16 protein-coding genes and 1 tRNA gene are annotated in these 26,643 nt (G+C 64.8%); 10 read left to right on the forward strand and 7 right to left on the reverse strand.

The genetic code is table 11. The annotated features are described in order from the left end of the window. Positions 1-39 precede the first annotated feature (39 nt). A complete protein-coding gene (locus tag NOV74_RS11470; RefSeq protein WP_257312488.1) occupies positions 40-336 on the reverse strand; it encodes a glutaredoxin family protein in 297 nt (98 codons plus the stop codon). Positions 337-391: 55 nt separating this feature from the next. On the opposite strand from NOV74_RS11470, the gene NOV74_RS11475 reads away from it, so the two are divergent. After that, positions 392-1,003, forward strand: a complete 612-nt coding sequence (locus NOV74_RS11475) for a hypothetical protein (protein WP_257312491.1) — start codon at positions 392-394, stop codon at positions 1,001-1,003. A gap of 242 nt (positions 1,004-1,245) precedes the next feature. Here NOV74_RS11475 and NOV74_RS11480 read toward each other — a convergent pair. Further along, positions 1,246-1,321: transfer RNA gene (locus NOV74_RS11480), tRNA-Phe, on the reverse strand. A gap of 105 nt (positions 1,322-1,426) precedes the next feature. Between NOV74_RS11480 and NOV74_RS11485 the strand changes: the two genes are divergently transcribed. The 5 genes from NOV74_RS11485 (at position 1,427) to NOV74_RS11505 (ending at position 13,449) form a co-directional block, all read left to right on the forward strand. Continuing rightward, the gene (locus tag NOV74_RS11485; protein ID WP_257312494.1) at positions 1,427-2,107 is read left to right on the forward strand and encodes a hypothetical protein; all 681 of its coding nucleotides are present in this window, start codon (positions 1,427-1,429) and stop codon (positions 2,105-2,107) included. 25 nt (positions 2,108-2,132) lie between these two features. Beyond that, the gene (locus tag NOV74_RS11490) at positions 2,133-3,437 is read left to right on the forward strand and encodes a thymidine phosphorylase (RefSeq protein ID WP_257312496.1); all 1,305 of its coding nucleotides are present in this window, start codon (positions 2,133-2,135) and stop codon (positions 3,435-3,437) included. Between the two features lie 241 nt (positions 3,438-3,678). Continuing rightward, the gene (locus NOV74_RS11495; protein ID WP_257312499.1) at positions 3,679-6,708 is read left to right on the forward strand and encodes a TonB-dependent receptor; all 3,030 of its coding nucleotides are present in this window, start codon (positions 3,679-3,681) and stop codon (positions 6,706-6,708) included. A gap of 419 nt (positions 6,709-7,127) precedes the next feature. Further along, complete coding sequence (locus tag NOV74_RS11500) at positions 7,128-10,013, forward strand: TonB-dependent receptor (protein WP_257312501.1); 2,886 nt, start codon at positions 7,128-7,130, stop codon at positions 10,011-10,013. A 322-nt stretch (positions 10,014-10,335) separates the two neighbouring features. After that, positions 10,336-13,449 carry a TonB-dependent receptor gene (locus NOV74_RS11505; RefSeq protein WP_257312504.1) on the forward strand — a complete coding sequence of 1,038 codons (3,114 nt, stop codon included), beginning with the start codon at positions 10,336-10,338 and terminating at the stop codon, positions 13,447-13,449. 80 nt (positions 13,450-13,529) lie between these two features. Here NOV74_RS11505 and NOV74_RS11510 read toward each other — a convergent pair whose 3' ends face one another. From NOV74_RS11510 to leuS, 4 genes are all read right to left on the reverse strand, one after another. Next, positions 13,530-14,087, reverse strand: a complete 558-nt coding sequence (locus NOV74_RS11510) for a cob(I)yrinic acid a,c-diamide adenosyltransferase (RefSeq protein WP_257312507.1) — start codon at positions 14,085-14,087, stop codon at positions 13,530-13,532. 170 nt (positions 14,088-14,257) lie between these two features. Further along, entirely contained in the window at positions 14,258-14,899 is a 642-nt protein-coding gene (pyrE, locus tag NOV74_RS11515) for an orotate phosphoribosyltransferase (RefSeq protein ID WP_257312510.1), read from the reverse strand. Further along, positions 14,899-15,837 (reverse strand): PLP-dependent cysteine synthase family protein, encoded by a 939-nt coding sequence (locus NOV74_RS11520; protein WP_257312513.1) that lies wholly within the window; start codon positions 15,835-15,837, stop codon positions 14,899-14,901. Before NOV74_RS11520 ends, pyrE begins: the two co-directional genes overlap by 1 nt. 4 nt (positions 15,838-15,841) lie before the next feature. Further along, complete coding sequence (gene leuS, locus NOV74_RS11525) at positions 15,842-18,280, reverse strand: leucine--tRNA ligase (RefSeq protein ID WP_257312515.1); 2,439 nt, start codon at positions 18,278-18,280, stop codon at positions 15,842-15,844. 148 nt (positions 18,281-18,428) lie between these two features. Here leuS and NOV74_RS11530 point away from each other — a divergent pair, with 148 nt between their 5' ends. Continuing rightward, complete coding sequence (locus NOV74_RS11530) at positions 18,429-19,703, forward strand: M20 family metallopeptidase (protein WP_257312517.1); 1,275 nt, start codon at positions 18,429-18,431, stop codon at positions 19,701-19,703. Beyond that, complete coding sequence (locus NOV74_RS11535; protein ID WP_257312519.1) at positions 19,696-20,331, forward strand: trimeric intracellular cation channel family protein; 636 nt, start codon at positions 19,696-19,698, stop codon at positions 20,329-20,331. Before NOV74_RS11530 ends, NOV74_RS11535 begins: the two co-directional genes overlap by 8 nt. 4 nt (positions 20,332-20,335) lie before the next feature. Here the strand turns inward: NOV74_RS11535 and NOV74_RS11540 are convergent, their stop codons facing one another. Then, positions 20,336-22,591, reverse strand: a complete 2,256-nt coding sequence (locus NOV74_RS11540; protein ID WP_257312521.1) for an aconitate hydratase — start codon at positions 22,589-22,591, stop codon at positions 20,336-20,338. A gap of 276 nt (positions 22,592-22,867) precedes the next feature. Between NOV74_RS11540 and NOV74_RS11545 the strand changes: the two genes are divergently transcribed. Together NOV74_RS11545 and NOV74_RS11550 are read left to right on the forward strand one after the other, a co-directional pair. Next, positions 22,868-25,150, forward strand: coding sequence for a glycosyltransferase family 4 protein (locus NOV74_RS11545; RefSeq protein ID WP_257312524.1), 2,283 nt, complete (start codon positions 22,868-22,870; stop codon positions 25,148-25,150). Continuing rightward, entirely contained in the window at positions 25,147-26,604 is a 1,458-nt protein-coding gene (locus tag NOV74_RS11550; RefSeq protein WP_257312527.1) for a glycoside hydrolase family 130 protein, read from the forward strand. The genes NOV74_RS11545 and NOV74_RS11550 overlap by 4 nt, the downstream gene beginning before the upstream one ends. Positions 26,605-26,643: the final 39 nt, after the last annotated feature.

Below are 26,643 nucleotides of genomic sequence, written 5' to 3' on the forward strand. Positions count from 1 at the left end.
GCCCCACAGGGAGCGAATCAGGCCTGGATGCGCTCCACCCTAAGCCTTACCGGCCGCCACCAACTCCGCCACCAACAGGTCCCCATCCAGCCGCTGGGGCAGTTCCTTGTGGTAGCCCCGGACCCAGCGCCTCCCGTTCACCAGCACGAACGGAATGGCCCGCTTCCCAGTCTCGGCCTCCAGCTTTTCCGCCGCCCCCGGTTCAGCCTCGAGATCCACTTTGTGATGGGCGACACCATGGTCGGTCAGCCAGGCCTCCAGGCGGCGGCAATCCGGGCACCAGGTGGCGCTGTAGACCGCCAGATCCAGGCCTTCGAGGGCAGCAATTCGGCTCATGAGATCCTCCTGGACCTGTCATTCTGGATCCTTTGATGCTTTGTTGGGGGGTTTCATGTCCAAGATGACCATCCAGGCCGGGCTCGTCGCAGCGCCGGCCCTCTTTCTGGCGCTCGCCCTGGGTTGCGGCAAGAACGTCACACCCGACTCCAGCCGCGTCATCGCCAATATCGGCGGCAGCAAGCTCACCGAGGCCGAGTTCCAGGACATCGTGAAGAGCCTGTCGCCGGATCCCAAGGAGGCCCAGGCCTTCCTCACCGACGCGGGCGCCCGGAACGACCGTGCCCAGCTCGCCCAGCGCATTGCCATGTCCAGGGCTGTCACCACCTATGCCGCGCAGACCGGGCTCGACAAGGACCCGTCCGTGAAGCGTCAGCTGGAGCAGCAGCAGGCCAACATCTACTTCCAGGCCCTCATGAAGAAGCGCATGGCGGGGCTCACCCCCACCGACGAGCAGCTCCAGACCTTCTACAAAGAGCGGGTCGAAGCCCTCAAGACCCAGGGTCATGCCCAGGGCATCCCCCCCTTCGAGACCGTCAAGGCCCAGCTGCCTGAGCTCTGGCGGCAGCAGCACATGCAGACCCTCAGCGACCAGATCCAGAACGAGGTCAAGCAGAAGGTCCCCGTCACCCTGGCTGACGACTACCGGCCGGCGGGAGCGGAATAGGCACCTTTTCGCGCGTTCACAGACCAAGGCCCCCGGTTGGGGGCCTTGGTGTTGGTGCCTGGAGACGGAATCCTCCGGGGCTGCGCTCGCGCACATCCCCTCCGCCGCACGCAGTCTATGGGCGCCTCCAGCCTCCAGACGCGATGCGTCTTCCGCCCTCCGAAACGCGCCCCGAGACTGCTGTGATTTCGATCCCGTCTCTCCACAAGAACACAGCCCCCATGCCGGGGGCTGTGTTCTTGTGGTGCCTGGAGACGGAATCGAACCGCCGACACATGGATTTTCAATCCATTGCTCTACCAACTGAGCTACCCAGGCAGGAAGGGTAAGGATATCAGGCGGTGACGCATTTTCAAGTGCCGGAAACGAGTGGATTGGTGCATCCTCAATGGTTTGAGTGCTGCTCCGTCAGAGAGGTTTGTCATGGCCCAGACCCCCAAGAATCGTGAAATCCAGGTTCAGAAACCCGCGCAGAGTCTCGCCCACTTCCAGACCAAGCTGAGCAAGGGCGAAGAAGAGGATGGCGGGCTGTTGAAATCCATCCTCATCGGGGTCGCGGCCCTGGTGCTCGTGGGCGTGGCCTACGGCGCCTGGGGTGCCTACCAGACCCAGGCCACGGAAAAGCACGAGGCGGCTCTTTCCGCCCTCCAGATGGAAGTGGAAGGCGACGGCGTGACGCCCGTGCCACCGGCCGACATGGAGAAGCGCATGCGCGAACGGCTGGGGCGCCTGGAGGCCCTGGTGGCCGAGGCACCCTCGTCCCGCAAGGCCGCCACCGCCGGGCTGCTGGCCAGCTGGCGCTTGGCCTTGGATGGCAAAGAGCAGGCTCCCGCCGAAGCCAAGGATGCTTGGGGCAAGATCCGTCTTGCCCAGCGGGCCTTGGCTCTGGGCCAGGCCCAGGCCGCCCGCGCGCAACTTGACGGCTTGCGGGCCAAGGCCACCCCCGGGGTGTCCTGGGCCGAGGCTTTTTGGGCCAGCCAGATGGACACCGACCGCCTGGCCGGGGATCGCGCCCAGGCCTTGAAGGACCTGGCTGAGTACAAGGCCCGTTTCAAGGGCCGCAGCGACACCAGCGCCTTCGAAGGCCTGATCCAGAGCATCTGAGCGACTTCAGGCAAGGAGTCATCCCATGCGGATGTACGACCTGATCTATACGAAAAAACTGGGCGGCGCCCTGTCGCCCGAGCAGATCGCCTTCTGGGTCAAGGGGGCCGCCGACGGCAGCGTTCCCGATGAGCAGAGCGCCTCCCTGCTGATGGCCATCTGCTGGCGCGGCATGACCACCGAGGAAACCCTCGCCCTCACGCTGGCCATGCGGGATTCCGGCAAGCGGATGGATCTCTCCGCCGTGCCGGGCATCAAGGTCGACAAGCACAGCACCGGCGGCGTGGGCGACAAGACGACCCTCATCCTCGGCCCCATCGTGGCGGCCTGTGGCGTGCCCTGCCCCATGTTCAGCGGCCGCGGCCTGGGCCACACCGGCGGCACCGTGGACAAGTTCGCCGCCATTCCGGGGCTCAAAGTCGAGCTCACGGACGCTGAGTTCATCCGCAGTCTCAAGGAGACCCGCTTCGCCAACTCGGCGCCCACCGGCGACATCGCTCCGGCGGACAAGAAGCTCTACGCGCTGCGCGACATCACGGCCACGGTCGAGAGCATCCCCCTCATCACCGCCAGCATCATGTCCAAGAAACTGGCCGGTGGCGCCGACGCCCTGGTGCTGGACGTGAAATGCGGGCCTTCGGCGTTCATGAAGACTCCGGAAGATGCCCGCACCCTGGCTCAGAGCATGGTGGACGTGGGCACAGCCCATGGCATGCAGATCCGGGCGCTCATCACCCGCATGGACGCCCCCCTGGGCTGGGCCATCGGCAACGCCCTGGAAGTCATGGAGTCCGTCGAGATCCTCCGCGGCGAGCATGGCGATTCCGAGCTGGCCCAGATGAGCTTCCGCCTCGCCGCGGAAATGCTGATCATGGGCGGCGCCGCGCAGACCCTCCCCGAGGCCGAGACCAAGGTGCAGAGCGCCATCCAGGACGGCTCGGCCCTGGAGACCCTGCGGCGCTTCACGGCCCTCAACGGCGGGGACGCCAAGGCCCTGGACGACTTCAGCCGCCTGCCCCAGGCCGGGCAGAAGGTCGACATCCTGGCCGATCAGCCCGGCTACGTCACCGCCATCGACGGCCGGGCCCTCGGCCTGCTGGCCATGGACCTGGGCGCCGGCCGCAAGGACCGAAACGATGTGCTCGACCTGGGCGTGGGGATCCGCGTGCACACGCGCGTCGGGCAAAGGATCGAGAAGGGGGACGTGGTGTTCACGGCCCACACCAAGGGCGGGTACCAGCTGAAGAAAGATGCCTACCTAGCCACCCTGGAGCTCAAGGCAGGCCGGCCCGGGCAGGAACCCTGGCTGTTGGATTCCATCGGCTGCTGAGTCTCAATAAGTCCAGAACATGCGCCCTTATTACCAAGGGTTCCCGATCTAGTCCAAAAAATTCCCTTTTTTTTGGACTTCAACTACAATGCGACCCGAGACCCTCGATCTTTTCTAAGCAGATGTCTCAGAGGTCATGAATGCGAGCCCAGGCGGGCTCGAAGAATGCGGCTTCTGAGGGAGGACCCGTACTCACCCTCGGGACCTGGTGTGCATGGCCCCGATTTCTTTCGGAGGTTGTATGCAGGGAACCATTTCTTCCATCGGCCGTCTGACGGCCCTCATCGCCCTGGGCGGGGTGATGCTATGTGCCCAGGATTCCACCACGGGGGCCATTTCTGGCACCGTGACCGGTCCGAATGGCGCCCTGATCGCCGGGGCGAAGGTCATCCTCGACGGCGGCCGCGGGCAGGTGGTGCGCGTGACCGATGCCAACGGATCCTTCAAGGCCTCGGCCCTCATCCCCGGCCAGTACCTCCTCACGGTGACAGCGGCTGGCTTCGAGACCGCGACCAAACTCACCGCAACCGCCTCCATCAACACCCTGACCCCCGTCCGACTTGTCATGACACGGGCGGCCGGGGCCGTCGTCGAAGTGGTGGCCGCCTCCCAGACCCTGGACACCACAACCCAGACCTCGGGCTCCACCTACAACGCCGAGACGATCTCCGCCCTTCCCCTGGGCCGGTCATTCTCCTCCGTGGTGAACCTCGCGCCTGGCGTGTCCAGCAGCGGCATCGATGCCAACAATCCCTCCGTGGGTGGCTCCTCCGGCTTGGAGAACCAGTACATCATCGACGGCGTCAACACCACCGGCGCCGGCTACGGGGCCAGCGGGTCGTATTCCATCGTCTACGGCTCCCTCGGCACTGGCATCAACACCGACTTCATCAGCGAGGTGCAGATCAAGAGCTTCGGCATGGACGCGGAGTTCGGCGGCGCCACCGGCGGTATGGTCAACGCCGTCACCAAGACGGGTGACAACTCGCTGCACGCCCAGGTGTTCGCCTACTTCGACATCGACAGTCTCCAGGCCAAGGACAAGGTTCCGCCCCGCATCGACCCGAGCCTGCGCATTCCCCTGTCTTTCGATAGCAGGAACCGGTACGAGATCGGGTTCACGGTCGCCGGCCCGATCATCAAGGACCGCCTTTTCTACTTCATCGGTTACAACCCGATCCGCACGTCAATCAAGCGGACGCAGGTGGATCCTGATCAGCCCTTCTACGGGCGCCAGGTCGAGCAGAAGACCGAGACGAACACTTACTACGGAAAGTTGAACTGGATGATCACCACCACCCAGTCCTTGGAGTTCAGCGTTTTCGGGGATCCCGGCAAGCTGCCCTTCGGCCCCAACCTTAACAACGCGCTATATGATCCTCCCGACTCCTGGGAAGAGGTGGAATTCGGCGGCCGCAATTGGACCTTGAAGTACAACGGCGTGTTCTTCAACGACTTCCTCGTGGAGGCCCGGGTTTCCCAGGCCAACAACAAGTTCCGGCGGAAGCTGGGGCCCACTACCCAGTCCCACTTCCAGGTTTTGGATGTCTACACCGGATTCGGCTATGCCCCAGGTCCCGGTTTTGTGGATGGCACCGATGACCGTAACCGCCAGTACGACCTGAAGCTGACCAAGACCTTTGGTCCGTTCGAATTGAAGGCTGGTTACTTCAAGGAGGACATTGAGCACAAGGGCGGCAACATCTACCAGGGCCCTCCCGGCTTCCTGGATCCTCACACAACCGCCACCGGCCAGCCGTATTCCAGCGGCGCGCAGGTCCGCCAGCGGTACTACATGCTCGATCCCAATCTCGTGGATGCCGACGGGCACACACCCCTGAGCAACATTGCCCCCTACTACCGCATTGTCCGTGCACGCACCTCACCGCCGCTCCTCACCACGAAGGCACCCTGGGAGGGCTACTTCATCCAGGGGAAATATTCCTGGAACAACCGCCTGTTCGTGAAGGCCGGGTTCCGCTGGGAAGAGGAGAATATGCAGGGCGCGCAGGAGACCTACAAGTTCAAGGCCGCCGATTCCATGGCCCCGCGCCTGTCCATCACCTGGGATCCGGAAGGCGATGGCCGGAACAAGATCTACGCCTTCTACGGCAAGTACTTCGAAAAGGTCCCACTGGATTTGGCGGTCCGTTCCCTCAGCCGGGAGATTGGTGTCAGCCGCTCCGATTTCTACACCATCAACAGCGCCTATAATTCCCTCTCCAATCCCATCGAGAATGGTGTCTCCATTCGGGACGTCCGGCCATCCGGCGCCTATGGCGTGGCCGGTTCCACCACCGATCTTCACTTCGTCGGCAGTGCGGGCTTCCTGACTCCGGTGTTGCCCAACACTAAACTGCCCTACACCACGGAATATGTGCTCGGATGGGACATGCGCCCAGCCGAGGGCCTTACGATCAGCAACCGGATCATCTACCGTTCCGTGGGCCGCGTCCTTGAGGACCTCGGCGTTGACGGCGGCAACAACCTGCCCTACTTCATCGGCAATCCTGGTGAGAATACGGACGTGATCACCGCCATGGCGGCCGCGATTGATCCCACCTTGGGGAACAGCGTGACCCCCACGGCCTCTTGGCCAAAACCAAAGCGGGATTACTGGGCCTTCGAATTCGAGGCCACGAAGAATGCCAAGAATTGGATGGCCTTCTTCAACCTCAGACTCTCCAGGCTTGAGGGGAACTACGAAGGCTTGTTCCGCAACGACAACGGCCAGAGTGATCCGAACATCACATCGCTCTTTGATTTCTCGCTGGAATACATGAAGAAGTATGAGGATCCGAACAACCCGGACTACCACCCCCGCGGGCTGACCGGTGAGGAGGCCTTTGCCTCCGGACCGCTCCCCAATGACCGCACCGTCGTGGCCAACGGCGGCGTGACCTACCAGTGGGACTTCGGGTTCTCGCTCACCACCCTGGTGAAGTTCCAGACGGGCACCCCCCTGAACAAGTTTTACGGCCTGATCGACTACGACAACAACGGCGAGCTTGCCGCCGGAGGCCGCGGATCCATGGGGCGCACCCCCAACACCCTGAACTTCGACCTGAGCGGCCAGTACGTCTGGAAGCTGGCCAACAAGCACCAGATCTCCCTCCGCGCCGACATCTTCAACCTGTGGAACGTCCACAAGCCGGTCACCTATGACCAGGACTTCGAGCAGGCCGTGGATGCCCCGAACGCCAACTTCATGAACGTGCTGACCTACCAGACGGCCCGCCGGGTACGGCTGGGCTTGAAGTACCAGTTCTGATCCGCAGTCGGTCACCCATAAGAGCGGGCCCTTCGGGGCCCGTGCTTATGTCCGTCGCAGTAGGTCAAAGTTTCCTTGTTAGGCCTGGTCCACCCATCCGCTGGGACTTACTTGGATAAAATCGCCCACAATAGATTACACTCCAGAAATCACCCGGCATCGTAAGCCGATACACGCTGTTCGAAATTCAAGTTGTGATGCCGTCTCGACCGATTCGGTTCCCATCTTTCCGCAAGAATTCACAAAAATTAACACCCCTCGCAATACAATGGCTCCATCATCAATCTCGGATCTTTCTCTTTCTACTGCCTTCTGTCACACCCTCTGCCCGGGCAAATCCCCGTGCTCCACGAGGGGTCACAGATGCTTTTTTCACCACGGGGCCGCACCTGTCCGGCTCTGGTTTCCTGGAGGATGCTATGCATCTCTTGAACAACCGCCTGGGCCGCATTACGGCCCTCATCGCCCTGGGCGGGGCTGCTCTGTATTCACAGGGCACGCAGACCGCGAACATCACCGGCACAGTCGTCGATGCCGCTGGCGCCCCCCTCGCCGGCGTGGTTGTGCGCCTCACTTCCCCCGCCCTGCAGGGCGTCCGCACCTACACCACGGATGCCACTGGCAAGTTCATCGCCCGCCTGCTGCCTCCCGGCTTCTACACCATCCAGTACACCAAGGATGGCCTGGAGACCCGCAAGATCACCGAGCAGCTCGGCATCGACCAGACCTACAGCCCCAGGGTCACCCTGGGTAAGGTCGGTGGCGCGGTCGTTGAAGTGGTCGCCGCGGCACCCGCCGTCGACAAGACCGACGTGAAGACCGCCAGCAACTACCGCAACGACACCGTCGACCTCCTGCCCACCGCCCGCTCCATGGAAGGCGTCGCCCTCCTCACCCCCGGCGTCACCGTCGGCGTGGGTGGCCGCGTGCAGATCCGCGGCGCCATGACCTCCGGCAACCTCTTCCTGCTGGACGGCCAGAACATCTCCGACAACGCCTACAACAACCGTGGCGTCCGCACCATTGATGATGCCATCGAAGAAACCCAGGTCGTCACGGGCGCCATGTCCGCCGAGTACGGCGATGTGGATGGCGGCGTCGTCAACTCCATCACCCGCTCCGGTGGCAACGAGTTCAGCGGCTCTCTGCGCTGGGAACTTAAGGATGCCGCCTGGAATGCCATGCAGCCCCTGCAGGACCGCACCAAGGTCAACAACGTCATGAACGAGGAGAAGACCCTCTACTTGAGCGGCCCCATCCTCAAGGACAAGCTCTGGTTCGCAGCCTCCTACTTCTTCACGGATCAGAACACCGCGGGCGCCATCGGCATCAACCAGTCGGACGTCTATAGACTCTGGCCCGCCGGCACCAATCTGAACGGGCCCGAAGGCCTGAACGCCGGTTACATGGCCCGGAACAAGGAAATCCGCCGCCAGGCCAAGCTGACCTGGGCCATCAATCAGGATCACACCCTGATCGCCTCGTTCATGAACGCGCGCATGGACCAGATCAACCGCAACTACTCCGCGGCTGAGCTGCGCTCGCTGGTCCCGCAGATCAACACCTCCGAGTTCGCCAACGTGACCTGGCGCGCCGCCTGGGCCACCAATTTCACCACTGAGTTCCGCGCCGGCAACAAGAAGCAGAACCTCTCCGCCGGCGGCCTCGCCAACGGCCAGAGCCCCTTCTACACCTACGGGGTCGGCGGCTACAGCAACAACGGCATCTTCAACAGCACGGATGGCGGCGACGAGCGCGACAACCAGACCCTGAACCTCAAGGCCAGCCTCTTCTGGGATGCCGCCGGCAGCCACCAGACGGATTTCGGCATCGACTACTACCAGGGCAAGCGCCAGGCCAAGAACGAGCAGACGCCCACCGGTTACATCTTCGGCGTCTATGGCCTGAACCTGGCCACCCGCGAGGCCTATGGTGCCGACGTGTGGGTCTACCAGAGTGGTTCCGGCTCCGCCAAGAACTACTCCTACGGCCTCTACGTCAACGACAAGTGGAGCCTCAACCAACACTGGAACTTCCAGCTGGGCGTGCGCTTCGACAAGTACGACGCCAAGAACGAAGGCGGCACCTCCACGGCCGGTGCCAACGGCATCTCCCCCCGCGTCGGCGTCAAGTACGACCTCTTCGGCGACAGCAAGCATATCTTTGGCCTGAGTGCCGCCCGCTACAACGCCAAGGTGCTGGAGGGCATCACCAACTCCGTCACCAGCCAGGGCAACCCCACCGAGATCGACTACGCCTACATCGGGCCTTTCCAGCCCATGAGCCTGACGGCCTTGCAGGACCTGTCCCTCTACGATATCGGCGGCGTTCCCACCTACTACAACGACCCCAAGCTGAACGTGAAGCTGAGCAACGACCTCAAGGCCCCCACGGTGGATGAGCTGCAGGCGAGCTATGCCTACTCCTTCAACTTCGGGAGCTTCGGCGACGGCTACGTGAAGCTGACCGGCGTCTACAAGAAGTGGGAAAACCTCATCGATTACAGCGTCGGCAACGTGGGCACAGTCACCGATCCCACGGGATCCGTGATCTACGTGCGCCAGTGGGACAACAACCCCAATGCCGAGCGCAAATATAAGGGCCTGGAACTCGAATCCCAGTTCAACCACAACCAGTGGAGCTTCCTCGGCAACATCAGCTGGAGCCAGCTGAAGGGCAACTACGAGGGTGAAGGCACCAGCAGCCCTGGTCGCGGTGAGGGCCTCAACAACTTCAATGTCCAGGACGGCGTGGCTCTCTACGATAACCAGTGGACGACCCCCAATGGCTACCTGGCCGGCCACCAGCCCATCCGCATGCGCATCACCGGCAACCGCACCATGACCAATGTCTTCGGCAAGACTTCCGTCGGCCTGGTCTACAGCTTCGATTCCGGCTCGCACTACAGCCAGACCCGGAGCATCACCCGGGCCCGACTGGGTGGCCCCACCATCTCAAGCCAGTTCGGAACCTCCGGCGTCCAGTACATGGACCAGACGCGCGGTGCCGGCGTCTTCAACGCCGCCTCCTACCTGGATCTGGCCATCACCCACGACTTCCCGCTCTTCAAGATTGTGAGCAAGGATGTAACGGCCTTCGCCAAGGTGATGATCACCAACGTCTTCAACCACCAGCAGCAGATCAGCTGGAACACCGCCTGGAACGCCGCGACGGGAACCTACGGCACGGCCACGGGGGGCGTCAATTCTCCCTGGGTCCGGAACGCCAACTACGGGACGTACCCTTCGTCCACGTACTACGGTGCCGCCCGCGGCATCGCAATTTCTGCCGGCTTCCGCTTCTAGGAACTGCCGCTCCAAAGAAAGAGGCCCGCAAGGGCCTCTTTCTTTATGTACTAAGAAATATCGATCGAAAGGACTACCCCTGTTTATGCCTCGCAACTTGAGGGCCTGTCTCAGCTCCAGAATCAAAATTGTTTGTAATGTTCTTGGAACCTGGCCTATGCTTTCGACACTCGTCCCCCCGATCTTTGGCTGTCCTCCGATGTCGCACCGCCACCGCCGCAGATTCTGCGGCGGGTTTGCTTTCCCCTTCCTGTACTCACATCTTGTCGATTTTACACTAGCACCCTGCGGCTCTGCCGCCTTCCCCCCAAAAGGAGTTTCTATGAATCGAATCTTGACCCGGCTCGGCTTCACGGCCGCAGCCATCGTCGCTGGGAGCGGCATCGTCGCGCACGCGCAGACGGCCACCACTGGTGCCGTCAGCGGCTCCGTGACGGATGCCAAGGGCGCCCCGGTCGCTGGTGCGACCGTCCGCCTGACCTCCACCCAGACGACGCGTCAGGCGGTCACCGGCGCCGATGGCAACTTCCGCCTCGGCCTCATGAACCCCGGTGCCTGGACGGTTGAAGTCACCAAGAGCGGCTTCCAGAAGATCACCCAGAACATCACCGTGCTGGTGAACCAGACCCAGCCCGTGAACTTCAAGCTGGCTGGCGAGGCCGCCACCGTGGTCGAGGTGCTCGGCACCACCGCCACCGTGGACACCACCACCACCCAGACGGGTCTCGTGACCTCCATGGACAACCTCTCGGCCATTCCCAAGGGCCGCGACATGAGCACCATCGCCATGCTGGCCCCCGGCGTGGTCACCGGCGGCATGCCCGGCACCAACGATCCCTCCATCGGTGGCGGTTCCGCCGCTGAGAACAGCTACGTCGTGGACGGCCTGTCCACCACCAACACGGCCCGCGGCTACCAGGGCGCCTCCCTCGTCACCGATTTCATCGATCAGGTGGAAATCCAGACCGGCGGCTTCAAGCCCGAGTTCAGCGCCCTCGGCGGCGTGATCAACGCCATCACCAAGTCCGGCACCAACGCCTTCAAGGGTTCGGCCTGGGCCACCTGGGACGCCATCGGCATCCAGGCCGTGCCCAAGAGGAACGAGTACTTCAAGCAGGATCCCCCGAACAGCCGCTACGACCTCGGCGCCGAAGTGAGCGGTCCCATCATCAAGGACAAGCTCTTCTTCTTCCTGGGCGTCGACGGTGCCAAGACCGAAACCAACGAGAGCAACAACCTGCCCAACCTCAGCGGCCTCCGCAATGGCAAGCAGACGATCGACAACGTCCAGGTCATCGGCAAGATCAACTGGTACCTCACCCAGGACCAGCAGATCACCTTCTCGGCCAACATCAACGACGGGAAAGACGACTTCCCGAACCAGTACCCCGGCACCCTGGGCAACGCGCAACTGGGCCGCAATCGCAAGGATACCGTCCAGAACTTCGTGCTGAACTACGACTGGAACATCAATCCCAGCCTGTTCCTCAGCGCCAAGGTCGGCACCACCGAGTACAAGACCACCATTGACCCCACGGATACCACGGATGTCCGCGTGACGGACTACCAGTGGGAGCAGAACGGCCCCGGCTTCAACAGCGGCGATCCCAATGCCCTCAGCGGCCTGCCCTTCGTCCGTGGCGGCGCGGGCTACTACGTGAGCGAGGACAAGACGAAGACCACCCAGGCCAAGGTTGACCTGAGCTGGTTCGTGGGCAACCACAACATGAAGTTCGGCCTGTCCCAGCTCGTGTCCAAGTATTCCGAGATCGCCGCCACCTCCGGCGGTGAGCGCGTGTCGATCAACTCTGGCGCGTCCTTCAGGGGACTGAACCGCCAGTTCCTCCACACCAACGCCACCGTGAAGGCCATCATCAACGCTGTCTACGCCCAGGACACCTGGGATGTGGGCGCCGGCGTCAAGCTCATGTATGGTTTCCGCTTCGAGACCCAGGACCAGCGGGATCTTCACGACCGGTCCTTCATGAAGTTCGACAAGTTCAGCGACTACGTGCAGCCCCGCCTGGGCTTCACCTGGGACGTGAACCAGGACGGCAAGACCAAGATCAGCGGCAACTACGCCACCTATTTCGAGCAGATCCCCCAGCGCATGGCCATCCGCGTCTACGCGAATGAGACCTACCTGCGCTACAACTACAGCGCCTCCAACTCCTCTTACAACAACACCACGGGCGCCTACACCTATGGCGCGACCCCGAGCAGCATCGTGGACTACGGCACGCCCTTCAGCTTCGATCCCATTGCCGAGGGCACCAAGCTCCCCAAGCGCTCCGAGTACATCCTGGGCGTGGACCACACCTTCGCCAGCGGCTGGACCGCGGGCGTGCACGCCAAGTACCGCGAGTTGAAGGACCCCATGGAAGACATGGTCTTCACCGACCAGTACGGCAACCCCTATGATGAGGGTCCGGCCATCGTGCTCGATGCCGCGGGGAACCCCCAGTACGGCGCGGGCGCCGCTGTCATCGGCAACCCCGGGGCCTTCCAGCAGTGGCGTCCCAACTCCAGGAGCATGACCAACGTCCTGCTGGGCCAGGGCATCACCACCAACAACTACGGCATCAACATCCTGGACTACTACAACCCAGCCACCGGCCTCTTCACCGTCCAGAACACCGGGTACGAGAAGGCCGGCAACAAGTACTCCAGCGTGGACTTCACCCTGGACAAGAAGACCGACCGCGAAACCTTCAGCTTCAGCTACACCTGGAGCCGCCTGGAAGGCAACTACGAGGGCGTGGTGTCCAGCTCCAATGGCCAGGCGGACGGCAACATCACCGCCAGCTTCGACTACTTCCCCTACGTGGGCTACGGCCTGCTGCCCAACGACCGCACCCACGTGGTCAAGCTCTTCGCCAGCCACCGCTTCGACTTCTTCGGCGGCGATCTGAACGTGGGCTTCAACTGGACCTACCAGAGCGGCACCCCCAACAGCCTGTGGGATGACGGCTCCACCACCAACGGCTACGCGCCCGGCTACGACACGGCTCACCAGTACTACGATGCCGCCGGGCATCCCGTTGTCGCCAACAGCGACACGGCGTTCAACACAGATTCCAACTGGTCCGGTGGATCGGTCGGCAGTGGTGACTTCAACGGCGCGGGCGGTTCACACAAGTTCCTGGACATCGGCTTCTACGGCGACGCCGTGGCCGCCAACGGGAAGCAGGGCGACGCCGGCCGTTCGCCCGCCCTCAACAACGTGGACATGCACCTCGACTGGGTTTACAAGATCGGCAAGCGCTACCGGCTGGTCCCCAGCGTGGACGTGTTCAACCTCTTCAACGCACGCTACGCCACCAACCAGTACCAGCAGGCCACGGACCAGGGCGCCAATCCCGACGTCCGCTACGGGGCTGCCAGTGCCTGGCAGGTCGGCCGCCGCTACCGGTTCGGCGTGAAGTTCCAGTTCTAATCGGAACCCACGACCGCAAAAAGAACGGGCCCGCAAGGGCCCGTTCTTTTGTGTCTGAAGAAGAATGAAGTAGGGGGCGTTCAGTCCTTCGGCATCCACTGGATGTCGGCCACACCGGCGGTGGCGTTCTCGGCGCGGGCGAGGGCGAAGAGCCAGTCGCTGAGGCGATTCAGATAGGCCAGGACGGCGGGGTTCAGCGGTTCCTCGTGGGTGAGGGCCACCACCTCGCGCTCGGCCCGGCGGCAGACCGTGCGGGCCAGGTGCGCGTGGGCGGAGGCGGACGTGCCGCCCGGTAGCACGAAGGCGGTCATGGGCGGCGCCAGCGCCGTGAGGCGGTCGATGTCCGCCTCCATGTCCGCCAGGGTCCAGGTGGGAGCGCTCATGCGGGCCCCCAGCAACTCTTGGCGGTTGGCGGGCGTGGCGAGGATGGCCCCCAGCACGAAGAGGTCGTGCTGGACGCGCTGCAGGGTCTCCTGCGTGGCGCAGGGAGCCGTGGCGTAGAGCAGCAGCAGGCCCATGACGCTGTTCAGCTCGTCCAGCGTGCCATAGGCCACCAGACGCAGGTGGGACTTGCTGACCCGGTCCCCGCCAAAGAGGCCCGAGGAACCGTCGTCACCGGTACGCGTGTAGAGCTTCATGATCGGACCTCGAAAAACAGGGACAGCATTAACAGGATTCTGAAGGATGAACAGGATTCAAAAACAAATGCCGAAAGCAAAATCAGAACTATTTTTCTTCTTTAATCCTGTTAATCCATCTTTTCATCCTGTTAATCCTGTCCACGCCTTCCGCCGGTGTGGGTCGGCGCCTACGCCCCGCCGCGGGCGCGGCTCCAGGCGACGGTGTCGGTGCGCCAGTCTGCCAGGGCGGCCAGGCCGGCGGCGTCCAGGATGCCGCGATGGCCGGCCTCCTCGGCCAGCACCTGGAACGAGCCCAGCACCTCGAACGGGATGTGCGCCGAGGCAAAGGCCTTTTCCGCTTGGGGCAGTCCGTAGCTGAAGAGGGCCAGCACCGCCGGCACCTCGGCACCCTCGGCCCGGAGCGCATCCGCGCACTTGAGGCTGGACATGCCCGTGGAGATCAAGTCCTCGATGAGCACCGCGCGGTGCCCCTTGGCCAGGGGACCCTCCACCTGGCGGCCCATGCCGTGGTTCTTGGGGGTGGGCCGCACGTAGGCCATGGGCAGGCCCAGGCGGTCGGCCACCATGGCCGCCCAGGGCACGCCCGCCGTGGCCGCCCCGGCGATGAGGGTGGGGGCGAAGGTGGCCGTCCGGGCCACCAGCGCTTCTACGATCAGGCCACGGGCCTCGGGGAAGCCCAGCAGCTGCCGGTTGTCGCAGTAGATGGGCGCCTTCAGGCCGCTGGCCCAGGTGAAGGGGTCCAGGGGCTGGAGGCGCACGGCGCCGGCGTCCAGCAGGCAGGCGGCGAGATCCCGGGGCGAGAGGGGCATCAGATCTCCAGGTCGGCCACGGGCTGCTTGGACATGTAGCGCTCGGCCCCGTCGGGGAAGAGCGTCACCACCCGGGAACCGGCGGGCAGGGTCTTCGCGAACTCGCGGGCGGCCCAGGCGTTGGCGCCCGCGGAGGCCCCCACCAGGCAGCCCTCGGTGGCAATGAGCTCCCGGGCCGTGGCCAGGCTGTCGGCATCGGCCACGTCCATGATGCGGTCCGCCAGGGAGAGGTCGAGGCTGGCGGGGATGAAGCCGTTGCCCACACCCTCCACCACCCATTCCTTCAGTGGGGCGCCGCAGTAGACAGACCCCACGGGCTGCACCACGACGGCCTTGAGGGCGGGGTTCTTCTCCTTCAGGTAGCGGGCGATGCCCGTGAAGGTGCCGCCGCTGCCCGCGCCCAGCACCACGGCATCTACGCGGCCTTCCATCTGCTGCCAGATCTCGGGGCCCGTGGTGGCGTAGTGGCTGTCGGGATTGCTGGGATTGTCGAACTGCTGGGGCACGAAGGCATGGGGGATGCTCGTCGCCAGCTCCTGGCACTTGGCGATGGCGCCCTTCATGCCCTGCTCCTTGGGGATGAGCACCAGCTCGGCCCCCAGGGCCTTCATGAGCATCATCTTCTCCCGGCTGTACTTCGTCGGCACGCAGAGGATGCAGCGGTAGCCCAGGGCCTTGGCGGCGATGGCGAGGCCCACGCCCGTGTTGCCGGCCGTGGGCTCGATGATGGTGCTCACGCCGGGCTTGATCTGGCCCAGGGCCTCGGCGACCTTGATCATGCCCACCCCGATGCGGTCCTTCACGCTGCCGCCGGGATTCAGGTACTCAAGCTTGGAGAAGAGCTGGAAGCCCGGCGCGAAGCGAGTCAAGCGCAGCAGGGGTGTGTTCCCCACCAGGTCCAGGACCGAATCGACGACAGGGGGCATGGGCTTCGTCATGTCATCAGCCTTTCACCACGATGCTCACCAGCTTGCCGCCGGGAGGCAGGACCACTTTCACGATCTCCTTGCCCGCCAGGTGGGGCTGGGCTTCGGCGCAGGCCAGGGCCGCCTCGCGGCGCTGTTCCTCGCCGGCGTGGACAGGCAGGGTGACACGGCCGCGGACCTTGCCGTTCACCTGCACCACCACCAGCACCTCGTCGGCCTCCAGGAAGGCGGGATCCGCTTCGGGCCACGCGGCCTGCATGCAGAGGCCCCGATCCTCAAGCTGGTTCCCGAGCTGGCTCCAAAGCTGCTCGGCCAGGTGGGGCGCCACGGGCGACATCATGCGCACAAAGGCGTCGAGCGCGTGCTGCAGCACCGCCCCGCGATGCGGCGCGTCCGCCGGCAGGTCGCCCAGCGCGTTGGAGAGCTCCATGAGGCCCGAGACCACGGTGTTGAACTGGTAGCGGCGCTCCAGGTCGTCCGTGAGCCGGGCGATGGTCTGGTTGAGCTTGATGAGGAGGGTCTTCTCCGCAGGCGTCAGCTGGTCCTTGGCGGGCAGCGCCTCGCCCGTGACCCCGTGATCTTCGACCATGCGGGTGACGCGCTTGAGGAAGCGGCTGGCGCCTTCGATGCCCTCGAAGCCCGTCCAGTCGATCTCCTTCTCGATGGGCGCGGCGAAGATCATGAAGAGTCGCAGCGCGTCGGCCCCGTATTTCGAGATCACCGCGTCGGGGTCCACGATGTTGCCCTTGGACTTGCTCATCTTCGAGCCGTCCTTCAGCACCATGCCCTGGCAGATGAGCTTCTGGAAAGGCTCGGGGCCGCTGGCTAGGCCCAGGTCGCGCAGCACCTTATAGAAGAAGCGCGCGTAGATGAGGTGCATGGTGGCGTGCTCGATGCCGCCCACATAAAGATCCACGGGCATCCAGGCGTCGCTTTCGGCCTTGGCGAAGGGCAGCTCGGTGTTCTTGGGATCCAGGTAGCGCAGCCAGTACCAACTGCTGTCCACGAAGGTGTCCATGGTGTCGGTCTCGCGCCGGGCGGGCTGGCCGCAGACGGGGCAGGCACAGTCCAGGAAGGATCTGGACGTGGTGAGGGGCGAGGGGCCCACGCCCGTGAAGGCCACATCCTCGGGCAGGCGCACGGGGAGGTGCTCGGGCTTCTCGGGGACGACCCCGCAGGCCTCGCAATGCACGGTGGGAATGGGCGTGCCCCAGTAGCGCTGGCGGCTGAGACCCCAGTCCTTGAGCTTGTAGGTCGTGGTCTTTTCGGCGCGGCCATTCAGTTTCGCCACCATGGCCGTGACGGCGTCTTCGCTCTTCAGGCCCGTGAATTCGCCGCTGTTCACCAGGGTGCCGAGATCCCACTCGCTTTCGGATTCAATCACCTTGGGGATGGGCAGACCGTACTTCAGGGCGAACTCATGGTCGCGCTCGTCGTGGGCGGGCACGCCCATGACCGCGCCCGTGCCGTAGTCCATGAGCACGTAGTTGGCGGCAAAGACCGGCACCTTCTCGCCCGTGAAGGGGTGGATCACGTGGAGCGCGGTGCGGTGGCCCAGCTTCACGTCGCTGGTGAGGCGCTCCTCACGGCTCACCGAGGCCACCTGGTCGCAGAAAGCCTTCAGCGCGGCATCCGTTTCCGCGGCCTTCTCGATGGCCGGATGCTCCGTGCTGAGGGCCATGAACGTGACGCCGAAGAGGGTGTCCAGGCGCGTGGTGAAGACCTCGATCTGGCCATCACCCTCAAGGTCGAAGGCCAGGCGCGCGCCCTCGGAGCGGCCGATCCAGTTGCGCTGCATGGTCTTCACGTTCTCGGGCCAGTCCAGGCCGTCGAGGCACTCCAGCAGCTCGTCGGCATACTTCGTGGTCTTGAAGAAATACTGCTCCAACGGCTTCTGGGTGACCGGGAAGCCCGTGCGCTCGTCCTTGCCGTCCACCACCTGCTCGTTGGCCAGCACCGTACCCAGCGCCTCGCACCAGTTCACGGTGCGCATGGCGCGGAACACGTCGCCCTGCTCCCACATCTTGAGGAAGAGCCACTGGTTCCAGCGGTAGTAGTCGTCCTGGAAGCTGGCAATCTCGCGGTCCCAGTCATAGCTGATGCCCATCTTCTGGATCTGGCCCTTCATCTCCTCGATGTTCTGGCGGGTCCAGATGGCGGGGTGGATGCCGTTCTTGATGGCGGCATTTTCGGCTGGCAGCCCAAAGCTGTCCCAGCCCAGCGGGTGCATCACCTCGTAGCCCTTCATGCGGCGGAAGCGGGCCGTGACATCGCCCAGGGTGTAGTTGCGCACATGCCCCATGTGGATGCGCCCGCTGGGGTAGGGCAGCATCACCAGCATGTAGAAGGTCTTCGACCCGGGCAGCAGCTCCGAGGCCCGCTTGGCGTGGAAGGCGCCGGACTCGAGCCAGCGGCGCTGGATCTCGGGTTCCTGGGTCAGGGGCTGGAAGGGCATGGCGAAACTCCGGTAGAACCCTTGATTCTACAAGGAAACCGCCTTGCCTCCAGCCTCCGCATGGCGCCAGAAGCACTCATACGGCTCACCCCATGGAATTCCCACCCTGGCCTGGAATCAGCGCAAGATATCTGCCCACGGAGGACCCATGGACCGGCTGGCCAAGGCGCTCGATCCCCACCTGGACGTCCTCCTGCCGGAGCTGGAGGCGATCTACAAGGACCTCCACAGCCACCCGGAGCTGTCCATGCAAGAAGTGCGCACCGCGAAGCTCGCGGCGGATCACCTGGCCCGGCACGGGTTCGAGGTGACGTCCGGCGTGGGCGGCACAGGCGTGGTGGGGCTCCTGCGCAACGGACCCGGACCCACGGTCATGCTGCGGGCGGACATGGACGCCCTGCCCGTCACGGAAGCCACCGGCCTGCCCTATGCGAGCACGACCCTGGCCACGAACGACGAGGGCGTGGAGGTGGGCGTGTCCCATGCCTGTGGCCACGACCTGCACGTGACCTGGCTCATGGGCGCGGCCCGGGTGTTGAGTGAGCACCGGGACCTCTGGAAGGGCACCCTCCTGGCCGTGTTCCAGCCGGGCGAGGAGGTCGCCCAGGGTGCCCAGGCCATGGTGGACGACGGTATGACCACGCGCTTCCCCCGCCCTGACGTCATCCTAGGCCAGCACGTGATGGTGGGGGCGGCGGGCACGGTGGGCACCCGCAGCGGCACCATCCTGTCGGCCGGGGACAGCCTCAAGATCCGGCTCTTCGGGCGCGGCTCCCACGGCTCCCAGCCCCAGACTTCCATCGATCCCGTGGTGATGGCGGCCTCGACCGTCCTGCGGCTCCAGACCATCGTCTCCCGCGAGGTCGACCCCCTGGACAGCGCCGTGCTGACCATCGGCTCGCTCCAGGCCGGCACCAAGGAGAACATCATCCCCGAGGACGCCACCCTCAAGCTGAACATCCGCACCTATGACGAGGGTGTGCGCGACCACGTCCTGGCCGCGGTGAAGCGGATCTGCCGCGCCGAGTGCGCGGCCTCGAACGCCCCGCGGGAGCCCGAGTTCACGCCCCTGAACAGCTACCCCATGACCGTGAACGACACGGAAGCCACGGCGCGGGTGGCGGAGGCTTTCCGGGCCCAGTTCGGCGAGGGGGCCTACGAAACGGCACCCGCCGCGGCCAGTGAGGACTTCAGCCTCTTCGGCCGCGCCTGGAAGACGCCCTACGTGTTCTGGATCGTGGGGGGAACCGAGCCTGATGTCTTCGCCAAGGCCAAGGCCGACGGACAGATAAACCGCCTCCCCAGCAACCACTCGTCGAGGTTCGCCCCCGTGCTGCATCCCACCCTGAAGACCGGCCTCCAAGCCATGCTGGCCGCGGCCGGGGCCTGGCTCTGCAACGAGGGGTCCACCGGCCATGCCTGAGCACGCGCTCTTCGAGTTCCTCGACCTAGCGGGCATCTTCGTCTTCGCCATCAGCGGCGCCGCGGCCGCCCGGGAGCGGGACCTGGACCTGTTCGGCATCGTGGCCCTGGCCTTCGTCACCGCCTGCGGCGGCGGCATCGTGCGCGACCTCTGCCTGGGCGCCCTGCCCCCCGTGGGCCTGGCGGACTGGCGCTACCTGGCCTGCGCCACCCTGGGCGCCCTGGCCACCCTCGGCGCCTACGGGTGGGTGCGGCGCCTGCGCTACCCGGTGCTCCTCTTCGACGCGGTGGGGATGGCCATGTTCGCCGTGGCCGGCACCCAGAAGGCGCTGGGACTGGGCCGCAACGCCGAGACCGCCGTCCTCCTGGGGATGATGACCGCCGTGGGCGGCGGCATTCTCCGCGACATGCTGCTCAGCCGGGTGGCGGTGGTACTGGAGCGGGAGATCTACGCCTCCGCGGCCCTGCTGGGGTCGCTGCTGGTGGTGGTGGGCGATCGCTTCCATTGGGGCCCGGCCGGGACCACCTGGCCCGGTCTCCTGGCCTGCTTCGGGCTGCGCTACCTGTCGCTGCGGTTCGGCTGGAACATGCCCCGATTCGGGCGGCGCGAGGCAGGCTCCGGGAGCTGAACAGCTACTGCTTCGCCGTGCGCCCCATGAGGTTCAGCGCCGAACCAGCCTTGAACCAGGCGATCTGGCCCGCGTTGAAGGTGTGGTTCAGGGTGATCCGGTCCTCGCGGCCATCCGCGTGCCTCGCCACCAGCGCGAGGGGCACGCCGGGTGCGAAGGCGGTCAACCCGAGGATGGAGAGGTGGTCGTCCTCCAGGAGCTTGTCGTAGTCCTTGGGGTCCGCGAAGGTGAGGGGCAGCATGCCCTGCTTCTTGAGGTTGGTCTCGTGGATGCGGGCGAAACTCTTCACGATGATGGCGCGGCCGCCCAGGTGCCGGGGCTCCATAGCGGCATGCTCGCGGCTGGAGCCTTCGCCGTAGTTCTCGTCGCCGATGACCACCCAGTCGATGCCCGCGGCCTTGTAGGCCCGGGCCACCTTGGGCACCTCCTCATAGTCGCCCGTGAGCTGGTTCTTCACGCGGTTGACGGCGCCGTTGAAGGCGTTGGTGGCGCCGATGAGGAGGTTGTTGCTGATGTTGTCCAGGTGCCCGCGGAACCGCAGCCAGGGCCCGGCGGCGGAGATGTGGTCGGTGGTGCACTTGCCCTGGGCCTTGATGAGCAAGTACAGATCCGTGAGGTCCGTGCCCTCCCAGGCCTTGAAGGGCTCCAGCTTCTGGAGGCGCTGGCTGGCGGGATCGATCTTCACGTCGATGCGATGGCGGTCCTGGGGCGGGGCCTGGTAGGTGGCCTGGCCAGGGTCGTAGCCCTTCTTCGGCAGGCTGTCGCCGCTGGGTGGCACCAGCTTGAAGGGCTTGCCGTCGGCCCCCATGAGCGAATCCGTCTCGGGGTTGAAGGTGAGGCGGCCCGCCAGCACGAAGGCCGTGACGATCTCCGGCGAGGCCACGAAGGCGCAGGTCTCGGGGTTGGCGTCGTTCCGCGCGGCGAAGTTGCGGTTGAAGCTCGTGATGATGGAGTTCCGGTCGCCCTTCTGGATGTCGTGGCGCTTCCACTGCCCGATGCAGGGGCCGCAGGCGTTGGCGAGCACCATGCCACCCACCGCGGTGAAGGTCGCCATCTGCCCATCGCGCTCGATGGTGGCGCGGATTTGCTCGCTGCCCGGCGTGATGGTGAAGGTGGACTTGGCCTTCACGCCGTGGTCCAGGGCCTGCCTCGCCACGCTGGCGGCCCGCTCCATGTCCTCGTAGCTGGAGTTGGTGCAGCTGCCGATGAGGCCCACCTTCAGCTCCTCCGGATAGCCCTTCTCCCTCACGGCCGCGGCGAACTTTGAGAGGGGCCAGGCCAGGTCCGGCGTGAAGGGACCGTTGATGTGGGGTTCCAGCGTGCTGAGGTCGATCTCCACCACCTGGTCGTACGCGCAGCCCTCATCGGCCTTCAGCTGCTCGGCGAAGCCTTCGGCCAGCGCCGCGATCTCGCCGCGGCCCGTGGCCCGCAGGTAGTCCGCCATGCGGTGGTTGAAGGGGAAGAGGCTCGTGGTGGCGCCGATCTCCGCACCCATGTTGCAGATGGTGCCCATGCCCGTGCAGGAGATGGCGTCCACGCCGGGGCCGAAGTACTCCGCGATGGCGCCGGTGCCGCCCTTCACCGTGAGGATGCCCGCCAGCTTGAGGATGACGTCCTTGGGGGAGGTCCAGCCCCGGAAGGCGCCGGTGAGCTTCACGCCGATGAGCTTCGGCGCCTTCAGCTCCCAGGGCAGGCCCGCCATGACATCCACGGCGTCCGCCCCGCCCACGCCGATGGCCACCATGCCCAGGCCGCCCGCGTTGGGCGTGTGCGAGTCCGTGCCGATCATGAGGCCGCCGGGGAAGGCGTAGGTCTCCAGCACCACCTGGTGGATGATGCCGCTGCCGGGCCGCCAGAAGCCGAGGCCGTACTTGTCACACACGGATGAAAGGAAGTCGTAGACCTCCTTGTTCTCGGTGTTGGCGCGGGCCAGGTCCGGGCTGGAGCCCACCTCGGCCTGGATGAGGTGGTCGCAGTGGACCGTGGAGGGCACGGCCACCTCGGGCAGGCCCGAGGTCATGAACTGGAGCAGGGCCATCTGGGCCGTGGCGTCCTGCATGGCCACGCGGTCCGGCCGCAGCTCCAGGTAGCTCTTCCCCCGCAGGAGCTCGGCCCGATCCGGGTGGTCCAGGTGGCCGTAGACGATCTTCTCGGCCAGGGAGAGGGGCCGGTTCAGGCGCGGGCGCACTACCTTTAGGTTGGCGGCCATGCGGTCGTAGACCGCTTTCACAAACGAGGGAGTGGATTCGATCTGCGCCATGGCGGAACCCTCCTGATTCCTGGGAGTGTAGTCCTGTTTTGCGGAGCCCTGGGTTTCCTGGGCCGCCTAGCCTGCTCGATTTTTTCCCATCAAAACCCCTGGCTTGTGAGACGTTTCGAGCGCAGGATCAAGGGAGGGATGTCCCGGTCAGGCGCGCGGGAACCTATGGCACACCCACCCTCATCCCAGCCCGGGAAATACCTGGGCTAGCTTCATGAATATCCATGTCAGGCCAGTCCGGGCGACGGTTCCTCCGTTTCCCTGAGAGAGATCGAGATGCCGTCACCCTTGCCAGATCGCATCGCCTTCCTGGGCGGTTACCTGCCGCGGCTCTGCGGCATCGCGACCTTCACCCATGATCTGTGTGAAGCCGTGGCTCAGGCGGCCCCCGAGTCCCAGTGCTTCGCCGGGGCGGTGAATGACCGCATCGAAGGCTACGAGTACCCCCCCCGGGTGCGCTTCGAGCTGGATGAAAAGGACCTGGATTCCTACCGGCGGGCGGCGGATTTCCTGAACTTCAACAATGCGGGCGTGCTCTGCATCCAGCATGAGTTCGGCATCTTCGGAGGCGGAGCCGGAAGCCACCTGCTGGCCCTGCTCAGGGAAGTCCGGATGCCGGTGGTGACCACCCTGCACACGATCCTTCGCGAGCCGAATGCCACGCAGCGGCGGGTGATGGAGGAACTGCTCCGTCGCAGTGACCGTCTGGTGGTCATGGCCGATAAGGGCGCCGAGATCCTGCGCGAGACGTATCAGGTGTCGGACGACAAGGTGGACATCATCCCCCACGGCATTCCCGACATGCCCTTCATCGACTCCAGCTTCTACAAGGCCCAGCTAGGCGTGGAGGGCCGCATGGTGCTCCTCACCTTCGGTCTGCTCGGCCCGGGCAAGGGCATCGAGTACGCCATCCAGGCGCTGCCGGAGATCGTAAAGCGGCATCCGAACGTGGTCTACCTCGTGCTTGGCGCCACCCACCCCCATCTGGTCGCCCGCGAAGGCGAAAGCTATCGTCTCGGCCTGGAGCGGCTGGCCGAGGATCTTGGCGTCAAGGAACACGTGATCTTCTACAACCGCTTCGTGTCCCTCGACGACCTCAAGGAATTCATCGGCGCCACGGACATCTACCTCACGCCCTATCTCAATGAGGCGCAGATCACTTCGGGCACCCTCGCCTATGTTTTCGGCGCCGGCAAGGCGGTGGTGTCCACGCCCTACTGGCACGCGCAGGAACTGCTTGCCGAAGGTCGCGGCATCCTCGTGCCGTTTCGGGATCCGCAGGCCATTGCCGAGGGCGTGTGCACCTTCCTGGATGACCCGGACCGCTTGAAGGCGACGCGGAATGAGGCCTACCAGATGGGGCGGTCGATGATCTGGCCCGCCGTGGCAGTGCGATTCATCGAATCCTTCCAGCGAGCCCGGACGGAACGGAGAGCCGCACCCCGTTCGGCCTTCGCCGGCTGGACGCTCGCCAGCCGCCCCTACGAGCTCCCCCCGCTCCGGCTCGATCATGTCGTGCGCATGAGCGACGGCACGGGCATCCTTCAGCACGCCACCTTCAACGTGCCGAATTTCAACGAAGGCTACTGCACGGATGACAACGCGCGGGCGTTCATCCTGTGCAACCTGCTGGATGAGCTCGGAGATCACCCTCCCTCAGAGAACATCGACCGCCTGGCCACGAGCTACCTCGCCTTCCTGGCCGCCGCCTTGAATCCCGGCATGGGCCGGTTCCGGAATTTCATGAGCCACGGGCGCCAATGGCTGGAGGAATCCGGCAGCGAGGATAGCCACGCGCGCGCCCTCTGGGCCGTTGGCGTGGGCGCGGGCCGTTCCCGCAATCCCGGCCATCAACGGCTGTCGACCCAGCTCTTCGAACGTGGCCTGGCCGTGGTGGAGGCCTTCTCGTCCCCGCGTGCCTGGTCGTTCACGCTGCTGGGACTCCAGGAGTTCCTGCGTCCCTTCCCGGAGCATCCGCAAGGAAGGGCCATGCGGGAAATCCTGACGGCCCGACTTGTCGGACTGTGGAAGGCCTATGCGACCGAGGACTGGCCCTGGTTCGAATGCAGCGCCACCTACGATAACGCCCGGCTCTGTCAGGCCCTGCTCATCAGCGGCGAGACCACGGGTGATGCCGAAGCCCAGGAGATCGCCCTCAAGGCCCTGAGCTGGCTCGCTTCCGTGCAGAAGACCCAGGCTGGGCATTTCCGCCCCATCGGCAGCAACGGTTTCTATGTGAAAGGAGGCGCCCACGCCTACTTCGATCAACAACCGGTCGAGGCGCAAGCCATGGTCTCAGCCTGCCTGGAAGCCTTCCGTGTCACTCAGGATGCCGCCTGGCTGCGGGAAGCGAAGCGGGCCTTCGAATGGTTCCTCGGCCGCAACGACCTCGGTGTGCCCCTGTACGATTCCAACAGCGGCGGCTGCAGCGACGGGCTGCATCCAGACCGGGTCAGCGAAAACCAGGGCGCGGAATCCACCTTGGCCTTCCACTTGGCCCTCGCCGAAATGAATGTCGCCGAACACGCCATCACCCCAGGACCGACCCACGCCTCATGACTACCATCCCGATCCGCCGCCACGATGTGACCCTCGTTCCCCAGAGCGACCGGGTCCTGATCCGTCCCTTCATCCCCTCCAGCGTGCACCGCATCACCACCATCCTCGGGCGGGTTCTCGCCCTGAGTGAAGAGGAGGCCCTGCACGATCTGGAATCGATGCTGGGAGAATTCGCCTCCCGGCACCTCGATATCGAATCGCCTTTGCTGGCGAATTACGAGCGGGTGCTTCCGCACATCTTCACGCACCGCCCTCTCACCCACGCGCGCAAACTGCTCATCGGTGCCATGTTCTCGGGGGAGTACGCGCTGGAATCCGCGGCTCTGTTCAACCCCTCGATCGTCCCCCATCCCGACCAGGAGGGCGTTGCTGCTGGTGGCCTGCGGTTCATCATGAGCCTGCGCGCCACCGGAGAGGGGCACATCTCCTCCATCGAGTTCCGGACAGGCCTCATCGACCCGGAAGGAGCAGTCCAGCTGGATCCCATCTCCCGTTTCGTCACGTTGCCGCTGCTCAATCCCAATCCCAGCTACAAGAAGCTGCCGTTCATCGTCAAGCTGCACGAAATGGGCTTCAACAACGGCAATGCGGCCTCGGTGATGGACTCCCTCGGGGACAGCTTCACGCGGAGCGATCTGAATCGTTGCGTCCTCCGCATCCGGCGCGAAACCCGACCCATCACCCAGGATCTCAACAACACGCTCCGCTGCATCCAGTGGCTCGCCGATTCCAACTACGAACTCCACTTCTCCCCGAAGCTCGCCATGAGCGAGCGGATCATCTTCCCGGTGTCGACGAACGAGAGCCACGGCATCGAGGATGCGCGCTTTGTCCGCCTCGTCGAGGACGATGGCTCGGCCATGTACTACGCCACCTACACGGCCTACAACGGGCACGCCATCCTGCCCCAGCTCATCGAAACCAAGGACTTCCTCCACTACCGCATCCTCACGCTCAACGGTTCCGCCGTGCAGAACAAAGGCATGGCGCTCTTCCCCCGGCGGATCGACGGCAACTACGTGATGCTGTCCCGCCAGGATGACGAGAACCTCTTCATCATGTTCTCGGACAACCCCCACCACTGGAGCGATTCGACCGTGCTCCTCCGGCCCGCCCAGATGTGGGAGTCCGTGAAGATCGGCAACTGCGGCTCGCCCATCGAGACCGAGGCCGGGTGGCTGGTGCTCACCCACGGTGTCGGCCCCATGCGCAGGTACTGCATCGGCGCCGCCCTGCTCGATCTGCATGACCCCACCAAAGTCATCGGGCGCTTGCGCGAACCCCTCCTGGAGCCTGAGGGCACGGGACGGGAAGGCTACGTGCCCAATGTCGTCTACAGCTGTGGATCCCTCCTCCATGGGCGCGACCTCATTCTGCCCTTCGCCATGAGCGACAAAGTCTCGACCATCGCCAGCGTCCCCCTGGATGATCTGCTCGCCGCCTTGCAGGCCTGAGCCCATCCACACCGGCCCGGCACTCCCACCATCCCGGAC

The sequence above is a fragment of the Geothrix fuzhouensis genome (assembly GCF_024609325.1).
Taxonomy (GTDB): domain Bacteria; phylum Acidobacteriota; class Holophagae; order Holophagales; family Holophagaceae; genus Geothrix; species Geothrix fuzhouensis.

What these genes read in the sequence shown, in the direction of transcription:
- NOV74_RS11470 (WP_257312488.1), bottom strand. Translation starts at nt 336, where the DNA reads ATGAGCCGAATTGCTGCCCTCGAAGGCCTGGATCTGGCGGTCTACAGC.
- NOV74_RS11475 (WP_257312491.1), top strand. Translation starts at nt 392, where the DNA reads ATGTCCAAGATGACCATCCAGGCCGGGCTCGTCGCAGCGCCGGCCCTC.
- NOV74_RS11485 (WP_257312494.1), top strand. Translation starts at nt 1,427, where the DNA reads ATGGCCCAGACCCCCAAGAATCGTGAAATCCAGGTTCAGAAACCCGCG.
- NOV74_RS11490 (WP_257312496.1), top strand. Translation starts at nt 2,133, where the DNA reads ATGCGGATGTACGACCTGATCTATACGAAAAAACTGGGCGGCGCCCTG.
- NOV74_RS11495 (WP_257312499.1), top strand. Translation starts at nt 3,679, where the DNA reads ATGCAGGGAACCATTTCTTCCATCGGCCGTCTGACGGCCCTCATCGCC.
- NOV74_RS11500 (WP_257312501.1), top strand. Translation starts at nt 7,128, where the DNA reads ATGCATCTCTTGAACAACCGCCTGGGCCGCATTACGGCCCTCATCGCC.
- NOV74_RS11505 (WP_257312504.1), top strand. Translation starts at nt 10,336, where the DNA reads ATGAATCGAATCTTGACCCGGCTCGGCTTCACGGCCGCAGCCATCGTC.
- NOV74_RS11510 (WP_257312507.1), bottom strand. Translation starts at nt 14,087, where the DNA reads ATGAAGCTCTACACGCGTACCGGTGACGACGGTTCCTCGGGCCTCTTT.
- pyrE (WP_257312510.1), bottom strand. Translation starts at nt 14,899, where the DNA reads ATGCCCCTCTCGCCCCGGGATCTCGCCGCCTGCCTGCTGGACGCCGGC.
- NOV74_RS11520 (WP_257312513.1), bottom strand. Translation starts at nt 15,837, where the DNA reads ATGACGAAGCCCATGCCCCCTGTCGTCGATTCGGTCCTGGACCTGGTG.
- leuS (WP_257312515.1), bottom strand. Translation starts at nt 18,280, where the DNA reads ATGCCCTTCCAGCCCCTGACCCAGGAACCCGAGATCCAGCGCCGCTGG.
- NOV74_RS11530 (WP_257312517.1), top strand. Translation starts at nt 18,429, where the DNA reads ATGGACCGGCTGGCCAAGGCGCTCGATCCCCACCTGGACGTCCTCCTG.
- NOV74_RS11535 (WP_257312519.1), top strand. Translation starts at nt 19,696, where the DNA reads ATGCCTGAGCACGCGCTCTTCGAGTTCCTCGACCTAGCGGGCATCTTC.
- NOV74_RS11540 (WP_257312521.1), bottom strand. Translation starts at nt 22,591, where the DNA reads ATGGCGCAGATCGAATCCACTCCCTCGTTTGTGAAAGCGGTCTACGAC.
- NOV74_RS11545 (WP_257312524.1), top strand. Translation starts at nt 22,868, where the DNA reads ATGCCGTCACCCTTGCCAGATCGCATCGCCTTCCTGGGCGGTTACCTG.
- NOV74_RS11550 (WP_257312527.1), top strand. Translation starts at nt 25,147, where the DNA reads ATGACTACCATCCCGATCCGCCGCCACGATGTGACCCTCGTTCCCCAG.